This window comes from Streptomyces cynarae (assembly GCF_025642135.1).
GTDB classification, from domain to species: Bacteria; Actinomycetota; Actinomycetes; order Streptomycetales; family Streptomycetaceae; genus Streptomyces; species Streptomyces cynarae.
The window spans coordinates 101,798-114,495 of record NZ_CP106794.1 but is presented as its reverse complement, the minus strand read 5'-3'; the positions used below and the strand labels follow the sequence as shown (position 1 = coordinate 114,495).

Sequence of the window (12,698 nt, the reverse complement as noted above, 5' to 3'; positions counted from 1 at the left end):
TCGCTGCCAGGATGTGGGCGTGGCCGAACGGGTGCAGGTACGGGAGATCGATGACGACGAGGGCCGAAGACTGCTGCGGATCATCCGCAGGGGCACGGGGTCGGTGGTGACCTGGCGGCGAGCCCAGATGGTGCTGCTGTCCGCGCAGGGCATGCCTGTGGCGAAGATCGCCGAGGTGACATTCACCAGCGCGGACCGGATCCGAGACGTGATCCACAACTTCAACGCCGACGGCTTCGCGGCCCTCTACCCCAAGTACAAAGGCGGTCGGCCCAGAACCTTCACCCTCCCCGAACGCCGGGAGATCAAGAAGATCGCCAAGTCCAAGCCGGCCGAACACGGCCTGCTGTTCTCGACCTGGAGCCTGGCCAAACTGGCCGACTTCCTGGTCGCCGAGGGGGTGGTCGACGACATCAGCCACGAGGGCCTACGGGCCCTGCTCCGCGAGGAGGGCGTGTCCTTTCAAGGCATAAAGACCTGGAAGACCTCCCGCGACCCCGACTACGCGACCAAGAAAGCCCGCGTCGAGCACCTCTACGCGATCGCCGACGGCGAGGTCATACCCGAGGACGGCGAACCCGACATCGTCTTATGCCTGGACGAGTTCGGCCCGCTCAACCTCCAGCCCCACCCCGGGAGGCAATGGACCGAGCGCGGCGGACGGCACAAGGACCCCGACCGTGAACCCCGCCCCCGCCGACGCGCGTCCTACACCCGCCCGCACGGGGTCAGGCACCTGTTCGCCGCCTACGACCTGGCCAAGGACAAGCTCTATGGCCACATCAAGCCGAAGAAGAACCGCACGAGGTTCCTGGAGTTCTGCCGCTACCTGCGCAGCCTTTACCCGCCGCAGATCCGGATCGCCATCGTGCTCGACAACTTCTCCCCGCACCTGATCACGAAGAAGGACACCCGGGTCGGCGACTGGGCCGAGGCCAACAACGTCGAATTCGCCTACACCCCGACCAACGGCTCCTGGCTCAATCGCATCGAGGCCCAGTTCACCGCCCTGCGCTACTTCGCACTGGACGGAACGGACCACGCCACCCACAAGGAGCAGGGCAGCATGATCCGCCGCTACATCATCTGGCGGAACAAGCACGCCGCCGACGAACGGCTCCGCGCAGTAGTCAACAGGGCGAACGTTGCCTGATGCGGCACTAGGCTCCAACACCATGACCAGTGATCTCGGATTCACCTGCATGTGTTGTGGAGCCCGCCACCCCGAGCTGCCGATGAACTACACGGCCGAGGCCCCAGCCGTGTGGGATCAGGCCTTCGCCGACGCCGAGGACTGCCTGCTCTCGTCGGACCTGTGCGTGATCCGCGCGCAGCACTACTTCGTCAAGGGCCTGATCGAAATACCGGTCCTCGGCCGTGACGAGGTGTTCTCCTGGGGGGTCTGGGTCTCGCTCAGCCACGAGAACTTCTCCCGCACGGCGGACTTGTGGGATACGCCCGGTCGCGAAGCCGAGGAGCCGTACTTCGGCTGGCTTACGACCGACCTGCCGGTCTACGCGCCCACGACCCTCAATCTCAAGACTCACATCCACACGCGCCCGGTCGGTGAGCGCCCCTGTGTTGAACTTGAGCCCACTGTCCATCCTCTCGCTGTCGAACAGCGCAGGGGGATCACTCCAGACCGTGTGCGGGAGATCGCGGCAGCCGTGATCCACGGCAAGCAGAGCGACCAGAGGTGATGGCCGGCAAGTCCGTATCGCCGATCCCTGTCGCGCCTACCGGTCTCACCCGCCGAGCCAAGAGCTTCGTCGAGGCGCACGGCATCATCTGCGTGGCTCGGCAAGGCATCCAGCGTCATCGGCATGCGTGGATCGAGCACGGGATCCCCGCCGCGGAGGTGGACCGGGCCATGGCATTCCAAGGCCGATGGGGTGGCCTCGCACTGCCGCCCTCCCCGTTCTACGAGGGCGGCCCGCGCACCCTGGACGCGGACCGCCCCGAGGGCTCGGCCTCAGAGGGCTGGTGGATCCCGGCCGGGGACTGCCGGTACTCCATGGCCTATGGATTCATGATCGGCCCCGGCGGAGAGTTCGGAATCCATGGCTCCCGCTGGGCACCACTGCATGCCAGCACGGACGGATGGGTGGAATCACTGGCGCTGGCCGCCCACGCGGGACGCTGGGCCAAAACCATTACGAAGATCACCGGCAAGGCCGTCGACTACCTGAACCTCGAGGGGTACGAGCCGGTACCCGAAGTGCAAGGACTGACAGACTCCTGGTGGCGGGGCAAGAATTCACTTATCGCCCTCTACCGGGGCGAAGCCGTCGGCCTTGACGCCCCGCAATGCCTTGAAGCTCACATCTACAGCGGCCTCGACAAGTGGGGCCTCCAGGGCGGCTGACTCGCCGACGCCGCCGGATTCGAGCATCTACTTGGCCGCATGGGCCAACCATCATGCCCAGTCACACCTGCTCCCCGAAGCCGAGGGGAACACTGCGGACAGGATTAGCCAACGGTGTCTTCCAGCTGACGGGGACGGGGAGCGGTCGATCGTAGGGCTACTTCATGAACGGCCACAGGGCGGTGCCGGTTCCGATCACGGTCGCCAGGCCTATGACGACGGCACCGATGCGGCAGCCGTTGGTGGCGAACAGTCTTCCTCAGCAACGCAAGCAGCGCCTCGAGCTCCCCGAAGGAGCAGAGATTGCGAGCCTCACAGCGGATCTGTCCAGACGCGTCGCGGTGCAAGGCTGTCAGGCGTGAGGAGAGCCACCGGCGAAGGCCTGCGGCTGCTGTATGGCGCTGCTTCTGGTCCTGCTACTGCGTCCGCGTCGGGGGGGCTTGCGTGGTGTCTTGAGTGCAGCATGCAGCGCAGCATTCGCACGGGCAGGCGGAGGACGGCTCGGCGCAGCAAGCAGGCCAGCACCGCTGTGAACCGGAAAAGACGCGGCTCTTCTCGCCTACGGGCCGGTACATCCTCGGCCCCGGGGGCCTCCGGTGCACCGACGGGGCCCGCAGGTGGTCGGGCGACCGCGGCCTGTGGAGGGTGTTGAGAAACAGCGTGGCTGAGGTCGGGACGGGCTGAAGGAGGCATACATGGCCGGTATTTGTTCGGCTCCGGCCGCGTCGTGGCGTGCTTTCGGTGGCTAGGGACCGGGGAAGCAGGCGAGAGTCTTCGTCGACCAGTGGGAGGGGGTACGGATGTGAACGCCCCTATGGAAGGCACCAGGTGACGCTTCGCGCGACTGCCATCTGGGCAGCGTGGCGTGGGTGGTGCTGCGGCAGGTAACGGCCTGTCCCACTGTTAGAGAGGACGCGGACGTCAAGAGCGCTGTGGCCTGCGGAAACGTCTTTCAGCATCAAGATCCGACGATCTGGCACCCAGCCCTCAGCATCGTGCACCCAGTCTTTGTGAGCTGGGCAGGCGGCTCTTGAAGCAGTAGTACCCATGTTTTGCAAACCGTGACCACGCCTGCAGGATCTGACCACATTGACTTCAGGTTCATCAGTCGGAGCTGCTTCGGAGGCGGTTAACCGGAGGATGGATCGAGGTCAGGTTGAGCGACACGCCACGGAGGCGTAGTTCATGAACTCTGCGCTCATGTACGTTAAGTTCATCTGGTCGGCCCCAGAGGTCGCCACTCATGCACGTTGAGGCAATGCCCAGCCTTGGGGAGGGCCCATTGGGAGCAGTACGCAGACTGGTCGATGCCGACACAGGCGAGGCCATCCCATATGCGCCATACGCCTTCTCCGGCGAACACATCCAGGTGGACAAGGCCAGGGTCGAGGCGATCACCGAGAGCAAGGAATTCACCCCCAGCCAGAAGTACATGGTGCTGTGGTGGATCGGAGTCTCTCCCCCAGGTATGGCACCGCTGAGGGCGACCGGTGCGGACATCGCCAAGAAGGTCGGGATGACCGCCGATGCCGTCGGAAAGATCAACCGGAAACTACTCAAGCGGCGCATCCTGATCGAGCGCGGACGCATCGGCAACTACAGGCTCTACCGGATCAGCCCGTACATTGCCTTTCACGGCACCGGGATCGAGCAGAGGGAAGCGATCAAGACGTGCAACCCGCCGGACATCCCCGGCTTCGACAACACGACCCCTTCGCGGTGGGAGGCCCAGTGAACAACGACGACAAGCGGAAGCTCCTGGACGTCCTGCACCGCACGGCTGGCATGACCGCCAACCAGCGCCTGGTCGTCATGCTCTACGCGATGCACCCCACCGACCGCGCCGGCGCCGTCATTGATACCGGTGCCAACCTCGCCAAGCTCGTCGGCATGTCCCCGACCGTGTTCTCCCGTACACGGCGCCAGGTCGTGGAGGCCGGATGGCTCGAGGAATCCGAGCGGCTGGCACACATCAGCTACTACCGCCTTAGCGCCAAGAGCACCGGCGAGGACGTCGTCGTCCCCCTGCGCCGCGCAACCTGAACGGTTCCGTGAGGCAGAGTTCATGTACGTCAGGTCAATGAGTACCGATCTCAAGGCCGGTACTCATTGACCTCACGTACATGAGCTTCCCGTGCACGTCCGGTTCGTCGCCGTGATCAGGTCATGCGTCGAGGCGGAACGCCGTGCCGTCGCGTCGCACATGCCCGCCCGTCGGGTGGGCGAATTGGCTGCCGAGCAGCAGCGTGCCGGTGTCCGCCACGGAAGCGAGCAGGGCGGCGCGGGTGCGGGCTGCCATGGCCGGATCGGTGTCAGCGGTGCACCCGATGCCGGGCCGAGCGAGCTGCACGGGGTGATGCAGGGGGTCGCCTGTGATCAGCGCCGAGCTTCCCGGGCTGTCGATGCGCACCGCTACCTGGCCGGGCGTGTGGCCGGGAGCGGGAAGCAGCCGCAGACCGGCGGCCACATAGGTTGCAGGCGCAGGCGGGCGGTGAGCCGCGCCCAGGGCGGCCGAGTGAGGTGACGCGGTACGGATCCTGGGCACCACGTCACCTCTTCTCCTGCAAGGTCAGCCGGTGCGGTGCTCGGCGAGTGCCTGCTCGAGGGCGTCGAGGATCGTCACGATGTTGTTGACCTTTACGTAGCTGATCCCGAACATGACGGTGCCGTCTTCGTGGACGTCGAACGCATACTCCGCGTATGTCTGCTCGTCCTCGTACAAGTGCCCTGGCTCAGCCTCGGCGAACCCGCCGGAGCCCTCGTGGAACCAGCCAGCGCCCCACGTCTCCGTCCCGGCCTGGCTGACCGCGGCCCTTGGGGACGTGCTCGAACTTGATCGTGGCGCGGCCGTGATCGTCGAGGCAGACCTTGCCCTCGCCCTCGCCGGGCTTCTTCCAGTGCAGGGCGGGGCCGAAGCACTGGCGTGTCTCGGCGGGTTTCAGGGTGGGGAAGGCCGCGGTGAACGCTTCCTGTGCGGCGAACTGCCTGTCGACCCAGCTCATGTGCCAGTCGTGGAGTGTTCTTCTCCTCGCGTTTGGTCAGGACCTGCAAGCAGAGTTTGGTGCCGCGGCTGTCGAGTTTCACATAGCCAAGTTCGGCACCGCAGAGCAGGACGACGCGGCCGTAGCGGGCGATCGTCTTGGTCAGCTGCTTCTCGTTCGCGGCCTCGACCAGCTTGGCCGCCAGGACGGATTTCACCCGCTGGCCGGCCATCGCGGCCTGGGCGCCCAGTTCGATCAGCAGGTGAGACTTGCCCGTGCCGACGAAGCTACCGATGAGGCAGAGGGGCAAGGCCTTCTTGCTCCATCCACATTTGGCGAAAGTGTGGATCGCGGCTGCGTCAATGTTGCGGTTGGCCTCGAAGCCGAACTTCCGCAGCGACTTGCCGCGGGTTGTGGGCGTCATCTCAACATGGACCGATCAGCTCACGTCGACGGACCGGTCTGCCGATGGAACGATCTGCGCGCTGATCTGCTCACCCACCAAGTGCAGACGGCTCGCGCACTCCAGAGAATCCGACCCTGTGACCACCCAGTGCGCCAGACGGTCTTCGAAGCCGCTGAAGGGCGGGCCGAGCACCTCTTCTTCAGTCTGATGCGTCCACGAGAAGCGGTCCAGCCAGGGCCTTCCCATGTACGCCTCGGGTGCGGCACGGCCCGCCAGTTGGCCCGAGGCAGACGGATAGAGGAACCGGACCGCAGCGGCCCGCTTCAGCGTGGGAGACAGGTCCGGCAAGAAGCCTGCGGCCAGTGAGGCCGCCACGCGCGCCAGGCTGATTCCGGTAGCGCGCACCACGAGCAGTGGGATAAGGCCCTCGGCGAGGCACGGGCTTATGCGCAGTACCCGCGGACCGCGTGTGTCCAGACGCACGTCTGCATGCACGACGCCGGTGGCGAGGCCGCGCTCGGTGATGGCCTTCGCGACGCTGTTCTGGAGGGTTTCGTCGTGAAGCAGGGAGTCGTGTGCGCAGACGCTGTAGCCGAGGGGACTAGCGGCCACAGCAGTATCGACAATGTTGCGTGTGACGGCGACGAACCGGATGTCCTCGGAGGAGACCAGCACCGCCTCCACACCGACGTCCGCTCCCTCCAGCCCGAATTCTTCGACGGCGACTGCCGCAGCGAACGGAGCCGCGCTCGCACCTTCGCGGACCCCTTGAGACACGGCCCTGGCGCCGTTAACACCGTTCGCCCGCAACGGCCCCTCGCCGCCGGCCGTCGTCACAGCGGTCGGGCTGTCCACGGTGCGTGCGGCAGCCATCACACTGTCCTCGTAGGCGACCATGCTTGCCGATGCGGTGGAAACACCAGCCTTGTGCGGAGCGCGGGGAATCCAGGTCGCACCCTGCGCGGACGCGACAGCATCTGGCCGGTTGCCGGGCAAACCCAGCATGCGCGCGACGTTAGCGGTGAGTGCGGCATGCCCTGTCAGGTAGGTAACTACGCCCGCAGCGGGCCGCGTGGCGGTGAACTTGCGAACTGCTGAGACGACGTCGTCTGCCGCGGACAGGCCGGTTGCGATCTCGCCTGCGAGGTAGGGCCGAACCCACGCGGGTGTGGTCCGATCGACGAGCACCAGGGGCCACGTAGCAGCCATCTGAAGGAAGCTGTGCGCGTAGTAGGCCCGCTGGCCGGCGCCCACCAGGAGCAGGGGGCGTCCAGGTGTGGTCTGCACGGTGACGCTCTCCAGACGTCGGAATCGAGCAGTGACTCGCTGATCGCTGGCGCAGTTGGCAGGAAGGCGCTGCCCGGCAAAGGGCTGATCAGGCCGGACAACCGGGCGTGCCTTCGGCGCGCGGTTATGCAGCGTTGCGTCTGTGGCGGAACGCGCTCGCGGACGGGTAGCCGGCAGCGTTCAGCTCAGCCGACCGCAGCGGCGGTGCTCCGATCCGGTCGCTGCGGCTGGGGCTCAACGCGGCGGCCAGCATCAGCGTCGGCCTGAGCAGGCGGATGGGGGGTTGCTCCATGCTCATCACGTCCAACAAGGCTCGAGAGACGGCAGCGCTACGGGTCGAGGCGACGACGATTCGGTCGACGTATGCGCCGAGAAGCCGCTCGACGACGGTGGGCGGCTGCTCGCTGGCTCCGTCGTAGAAGTTGTCCTGAGTGACCGCAAGGCTCCAGGCGGTTTCCACGTGCCGTGCGGCGGCGCGCTGGATGCGGCGGGCGATGCCGGGGGATCCCAGACCATGCCGTTGGATCTCGTCCAGCATGGCGGCAACCGATTTGGCGGCGACAGACATGCCCTGCCCGTAGACCGGGTTGTAGGTGGCGACCGCGTCACCCAAGACAACGAAGCCCTCCGGCCACCTATCCGCCTTTTCGTAGTAACGCCGGCGATTCGCGGTGCTCTTGGTCGTGAATACCTTGCTTTCCGGCCGGGCGCCGGTAATGAGTTCACCGATGACCGGGTGCCGCAAGCTGCGGGCATAGGTCTCGAACTCGTCAGGGTCACCACTGGGGTGCACGCCGCGCGTGCCGGAGACCGTGACCAGCCAACGGTTGCCCTCTACCGGTAGAATCACGCCGCTCGTGCCCGTGCCGCCGCGCGGGTCGGCCTGGACATTGACGATCGGCATAGCCTTTCCCCAACTCGGGGCGCGAAACAGGCGTGTTGCGTAGCCGACACCGGAATCCACAGTGCGTTCGGACACCTGGGGCAGCCCGAGCTCCTGAAGCCAGGTCTGGGCGCGTGACCCCCGCCCGCTCGCATCGATGACCAAGTCGGCCTCGATGGTGGATTCGATGTCGTCCTTGCGGATACGCGCACCCGTGACCCGGCTGGCGTCTCCGACGAGGCTGAGGAATTCTGTGCGCTGGTGGAGGGTGACGGCGTGCAACGCCAGGACCTCGGCGCGCATCGTGGCGTCGAGGAGGTCGCGGGTGGACAGCAGCATGTAGTGCTGGGAGCGCTGTCGGCGGGTGAACCAGACGCCCTGCGGGGCCAAGGAGACTAGGTCCGCGAAGATAGGTACACGGCGACCGCCAGCCTCGACCAGGATGTCGGCGAAGCCCGGGAGGATGCTCTCGATGGCGCGGACGCCGCCGGACCACAGTAGGTGGCCGTGACGTGCTTGTGGCAGGCCCTTGCGGGGCTCGGCCCCGGGGGGTAGTACATCGCGCTCGATAACGTGAACCTCTGCGTAGCGGGCGAGGGCGGCCGCTGAAAGCATGCCGGTCAGACTGCCGCCGATGATGATCGCGCGGAGTTTCCTCATGGTCAGTCACACCTTCTTTTCAGCCGCGTGGAGGAGCTGATCCACCTCGGCAGGGCTGCGCAGAGCGCGGGAAATGGGCTGAACGGCGCGGAAGTCGTCCGACAGAGGAACGGCCGTCTGGCCGTTGTTGCGTACGGAGCACTTGCACTTTTCGATCGCGGCCAAGACATCTGCAGCTCCAGCGATACCTCGCGCCGTGGCCTCATCGTGGCCTGCGCTCCGGGCCTCCTCGTAGACGCGATGACGCAGTTTGTCGTCGAAGTAGGGCGCTAGGTACAGCAGGCCGTCGCTGATGTTGGCCTGACGCCGCATAAGGCGCAGTTCAACCGAAGATCGCCAGCTCACCGGTACGGTGGCCGACTCGGGCTGGATGCTGCTCATCGTGCGCCACAAGGGCTTCAAGGCGCGGAGGGAGGACAGAGTGTTCAGACGTTCCTGCAGGTAGGGGCCGACCTGAGGTAGGAGAAAGCCCAGGGCCACGAAGATCGCGCAGGTCGCTGCGAATGGGGGCGCGACGTCGGTGCTGAGCCAGTCTTCGTCTCTTCCGATCCAGCGGGCACCGACGGCCGACAGCTTGGCCACGTCGTATCCCACACCGACGATGTAGCCGATCAGCATCGAGATCAGTCCCGCGCGCAGCCACCGGTCGACCCTGCCGATCCAGGTCAGGATGAGCCAGGATGCGACGAACGCGGAAGCAGTGTGTGCGAGCAGGTACAGCAGGATGTGCTCACGGGCCCACGGCGTGTTGGCGTAGTAGGTATCCAGGTCACGCAAACGTTCGACGTGCATATCGGCCAGGCTGAAAGTCAGCCACAGACCGATGATGACACCGGCGTACGCCCCCCACACCGACCTGATCTTGCGAGTCCTGCTCGGCGACTCTGGCTCCCTCCAAGTGATCAGGAGAGCCAGACAGGACGCGCTGAACGCCGAAAGAACCGTATAGGTGATGGGCGCTGCGATGTTCGGAACCCCGAAGATCACGTTTTGCAGGTGCAGATTGCGTGGTGCAGCGACCACGAATACGCCGATGGCCAGCACCAGCAGGCCGGCGACGGCCCGTAAATCCTTCAGTTCCGGGTCCTTCCAGGCCCGCATAATGGTCGGCAGCTTGGCCAGCAACGCCACCGACAAAGCCAGAGCCGGGAAGACGTAGGGGATGTAGAGATCTTTAAGCGTCATCAGGCCAGCCCAGTCGACCGCGGGTCGAGCGCGGTCGCGATCCGCCCCTCGACGGTCGCCTGGCTGACAGGACCCCGGGCATGCGGTCCATGCATCCAGGACTCAAACCGGCCGCGGCACAACAGGCCAAAAGTTTCGGCGGCTGTCTCGTCCACGTCGTGAGAGACTGCACGGGCCGCCACGGTAAGTAGTTTGGCCCAGTCTGTGCCATCCTCAGCGAACCTGCGCGCGGCAGCCGCCGCATCCGGTGCAAGGTGCCCGCAGTCCCCTTGTTCCAGGTGCCACAACTCATGGCCCAGAATGAGCAGCTGATGTTCCGGCGTGGTCCGCTGCTCGACAATGATCTTTATCTGATCGCCGAAATTAAGGTAGAGGCCAGAGGTGCCTAGACCGTCGGGAAACGGACGGAAGTGCAAGTGCACCCGTATGCGCTGACGCTCGCCCATAGCGTCGCACAGTGCGCGCATAAGGACCTCTGGTTCCGCAGGTCGTTCTAACGTCTGCGCCACGCTTGTCGTCAGTTCCGAGAGGAGCTTCCTCATCCTCTTGCTGCTCACCGGTCTTCCTCCGGTCCGGATTCAAGAACGGCAACGATGAACTGCGCCATCATTGCTGCCTGGTGGGGGGTTGCAGGCTTGCCCCTACGGGCCATTGACACAATGTTAAACCGGTCCATCAGGTCAGTCATTGGGTCGGCGGAGGTCTCCGAGTCGACCTCCAAGCCGGATAGAATCGGCCTCAGCACACGGCTGAGGGCATCAACTGCCGTGCACTGGAAAGATCCCGGCTCCACGCCGAAGAATTCTTCCAAGCCAGCAAGGAGTTTGACGTTCGGGACTTTCTCACCGTTCAGCAGGAGACGCGCCCACTCGCCGCTAATCTCCATCTGGGCCGCTGCCTCGTTGCACAGTCTTGTCCGGCTCTTGCCCGTTTCGACCAGGCGCGCCAGGAAGAGAGCTCTCACCCGCTTCACCACGCGCTGATCGATATCCTCCTCGGGCACGCTCTCACCGTTTAGCAGGGCTCGGACGGTTTCCTCTGATAGAGCTGTGCTGCGTGCCAGGGCGACTGGATCGAGAGTCTCCTCACGGCTGAGACCTCTCTCGGCGATCAGTGCGTCGAGACGCGCGAGCGTCTCCTGAAGAGTGCTCACCGATGTGCTCCCGGGAGTCGGTGGATCAGACGCGCACTTGTCAGTACGCGTCCAGGCAACATTAAGGGACACCAACGATCGTTGGCCAGAACCACCAACGATCGTTGACAGCCCGACTAGGTCATAGCAAGATCCGGGCACAGAGGAGGTCCGCCCGGACGCGGTGCGTGCACTGCGCGCCAGCCGGGGACCCCCCCACACCTCCCTCACGAGAGAGTCCACCACGTGCCCCCCATGACCGCGTGCCTGTACCTCATCCCACAACAGCCATCATGGACCGCCCGCCCGGCGTCACCACCTGGGCCGAGTTAACCCATACCGAGCGCTCGTGGCTCCGCAGGCCAGGTCCTCGAGACCTCGTGCCGTGTGAACACGGACGTCAGCAGCATCAGCCTCCGGACATACCCCGCCGGCCGACCGACCGCTCAAGCACCACCGCGCCGAATGCTGACCCTGCGCGATTCCGAGCGACAGGACGCGCCCTCCGCTCCATGCTCCCGGCTGCTGCAGCACAACTCGAAGGAAAGCCACGGGAGAAGGGCATCCGGGCGTGACCATTAAGCATGTGGCAATGGTGCTTGAGGCCGAAGGCCTTGACGGACCGGAGAAGCTGCTCCTCATCGCCTACTGCAACCGCACGGACGACCACGGCTACTGCTGGCCGGGCCAGCAGCGCCTCGCTGACGACTGCGGAACCTCCATCGCAACCGTCAAACGCGTCAAGAAGCGGCTCATCGAAAAGCAGCTGATCGCCACTAAACGGCGTCTCGACCCTAAGACGGGCGAACCGATCACCAACCTGACGCGCGTGAACCTGGAACTCCTTGCCGCGATGAAGCGACCAAACAGGGAGTACGACGACAACGTTGTTGAACAGCTGACCTTCGACCCTGAGGCGGAGGTGCCGGTGAAGAGAAAGAGAGTCGACCGGCAGGCGCCTGACCTCGTGAAGTCTCAATGTGATTCAATTGCCCAGAATAGCCATCAGGCTAGCCCTGACCTGCTGAAGGCTCAACATGAGCCCGGCCTAGGGGCCATGTTGAGCCCGGCCCCGGCTCAACGTGAACCTGTGGAGGTAGGCAACATGAGCCCGGGGTCCGTTCAGATCGAGCCACAAACCGTCAGTCAACCACCACAGAACCATGAGACATCCGTCCTTCCATCCGATTCGCCCGTCCAGCACAAGGCTGGTCCAGGTGCGAACCAGACGCCCGAACACCTTGGGGGACTTGACGTCCCCGACTGCGAAGGCGCGCGGCTTCTGTTGCGCATAGGCATGCTTCACCCCGAGTTCCTGCTACTAGGCCCAGCGCTTGCAGACCAGGGCCAGGTCGTCGATCAGCTCCTGGCAAAAGGATGGACCCGAGAGGCACTCAGCGAGATCATCACTCGGCCACTACCCCACCCGGTGCATAAGTCGGTAGGAGCCGTGATCGCCGCACGCCTAAGAGTTGCAGACGCCTCTCCCGCGCCCCACAGATCATCAACACCTTCCACTTCGCGCATGTATCGGGCGGGAGACGACCCCGTCGTTCGCAGGTTCCACGAATGTGCGGGCCAGGACGGACTCTGCGGCCGGCCAGTACACGCGTCCGACGAACTGTGCTCGATCTGCGAGGCGCAGACCTCATCGGAATGATCCCGGTGCACGACTCCGGGACCACCTTCGGCTGAGTGCTGTGTGCCGTACCAACTCGCTCAGTAGTGTGCGTCTGCGCTGGAATCACGGTCGCGATGCCTCAACGAGCAGATGTCGCGACGCATCGGCCGGAAAGGTC

At 65.0% G+C, this 12,698-nt stretch carries 14 protein-coding genes and 1 pseudogene; 6 read left to right on the top strand and 9 right to left on the bottom strand.

All coding sequences use genetic code 11. The features are described from left to right. The first annotated feature begins 19 nt into the window (after positions 1 to 19). From N8I84_RS41520 to N8I84_RS41500, 5 genes are all read left to right on the top strand, one after another. On the top strand, positions 20 to 1,153 hold the full coding sequence (locus tag N8I84_RS41520; RefSeq protein WP_263235168.1) for an IS630 family transposase: 1,134 nt from the start codon (positions 20 to 22) through the stop codon (positions 1,151 to 1,153). A 22-nt stretch (positions 1,154 to 1,175) separates the two neighbouring features. Further along, positions 1,176 to 1,700 (top strand): DUF2199 domain-containing protein, encoded by a 525-nt coding sequence (locus N8I84_RS41515; RefSeq protein ID WP_263235167.1) that lies wholly within the window; start codon positions 1,176 to 1,178, stop codon positions 1,698 to 1,700. After that, positions 1,700 to 2,365, top strand: a complete 666-nt coding sequence (locus tag N8I84_RS41510) for a hypothetical protein (protein WP_263235166.1) — start codon at positions 1,700 to 1,702, stop codon at positions 2,363 to 2,365. Before N8I84_RS41515 ends, N8I84_RS41510 begins: the two co-directional genes overlap by 1 nt. Positions 2,366 to 3,647: 1,282 nt before the next feature. Then, complete coding sequence (locus N8I84_RS41505) at positions 3,648 to 4,100, top strand: MarR family transcriptional regulator (RefSeq protein ID WP_263235165.1); 453 nt, start codon at positions 3,648 to 3,650, stop codon at positions 4,098 to 4,100. After that, entirely contained in the window at positions 4,097 to 4,408 is a 312-nt protein-coding gene (locus N8I84_RS41500; RefSeq protein WP_263235164.1) for a replication initiation protein, RepL2, read from the top strand. The genes N8I84_RS41505 and N8I84_RS41500 overlap by 4 nt, the downstream gene beginning before the upstream one ends. 121 nt (positions 4,409 to 4,529) lie before the next feature. Here the strand turns inward: N8I84_RS41500 and N8I84_RS41495 are convergent, their stop codons facing one another. From N8I84_RS41495 to N8I84_RS41455, 9 genes and pseudogenes are all read right to left on the bottom strand, one after another. Continuing rightward, positions 4,530 to 4,910 (bottom strand): MBL fold metallo-hydrolase, encoded by a 381-nt coding sequence (locus N8I84_RS41495; RefSeq protein ID WP_313884365.1) that lies wholly within the window; start codon positions 4,908 to 4,910, stop codon positions 4,530 to 4,532. 24 nt (positions 4,911 to 4,934) lie between these two features. Then, entirely contained in the window at positions 4,935 to 5,087 is a 153-nt protein-coding gene (locus N8I84_RS41490; protein ID WP_263235502.1) for a hypothetical protein, read from the bottom strand. A 10-nt stretch (positions 5,088 to 5,097) separates the two neighbouring features. Further along, positions 5,098 to 5,367 (bottom strand): hypothetical protein, encoded by a 270-nt coding sequence (locus tag N8I84_RS41485; RefSeq protein ID WP_263235501.1) that lies wholly within the window; start codon positions 5,365 to 5,367, stop codon positions 5,098 to 5,100. Position 5,368: 1 nt separating this feature from the next. Next, a pseudogene (locus N8I84_RS41480) lies at positions 5,369 to 5,755 on the bottom strand (ATP-binding protein); the annotation flags it as partial. 30 nt (positions 5,756 to 5,785) lie between these two features. Next, complete coding sequence (locus tag N8I84_RS41475; protein WP_263235162.1) at positions 5,786 to 7,039, bottom strand: hypothetical protein; 1,254 nt, start codon at positions 7,037 to 7,039, stop codon at positions 5,786 to 5,788. 124 nt (positions 7,040 to 7,163) lie between these two features. Continuing rightward, positions 7,164 to 8,582 (bottom strand): FAD-dependent oxidoreductase, encoded by a 1,419-nt coding sequence (locus N8I84_RS41470; protein ID WP_263235160.1) that lies wholly within the window; start codon positions 8,580 to 8,582, stop codon positions 7,164 to 7,166. A gap of 6 nt (positions 8,583 to 8,588) precedes the next feature. Continuing rightward, on the bottom strand, positions 8,589 to 9,767 hold the full coding sequence (locus tag N8I84_RS41465; RefSeq protein WP_263235158.1) for an MAB_1171c family putative transporter: 1,179 nt from the start codon (positions 9,765 to 9,767) through the stop codon (positions 8,589 to 8,591). After that, positions 9,767 to 10,324 carry a toxin gene (locus N8I84_RS41460; RefSeq protein ID WP_263235157.1) on the bottom strand — a complete coding sequence of 186 codons (558 nt, stop codon included), beginning with the start codon at positions 10,322 to 10,324 and terminating at the stop codon, positions 9,767 to 9,769. The genes N8I84_RS41465 and N8I84_RS41460 overlap by 1 nt, the downstream gene beginning before the upstream one ends. After that, positions 10,321 to 10,920, bottom strand: coding sequence for a hypothetical protein (locus N8I84_RS41455; protein WP_263235156.1), 600 nt, complete (start codon positions 10,918 to 10,920; stop codon positions 10,321 to 10,323). The genes N8I84_RS41460 and N8I84_RS41455 overlap by 4 nt, the downstream gene beginning before the upstream one ends. Before the next feature lie 550 nt (positions 10,921 to 11,470). Here N8I84_RS41455 and N8I84_RS41450 point away from each other — a divergent pair. Beyond that, on the top strand, positions 11,471 to 12,559 hold the full coding sequence (locus N8I84_RS41450; RefSeq protein ID WP_263235154.1) for a helix-turn-helix domain-containing protein: 1,089 nt from the start codon (positions 11,471 to 11,473) through the stop codon (positions 12,557 to 12,559). Positions 12,560 to 12,698: the final 139 nt, after the last annotated feature.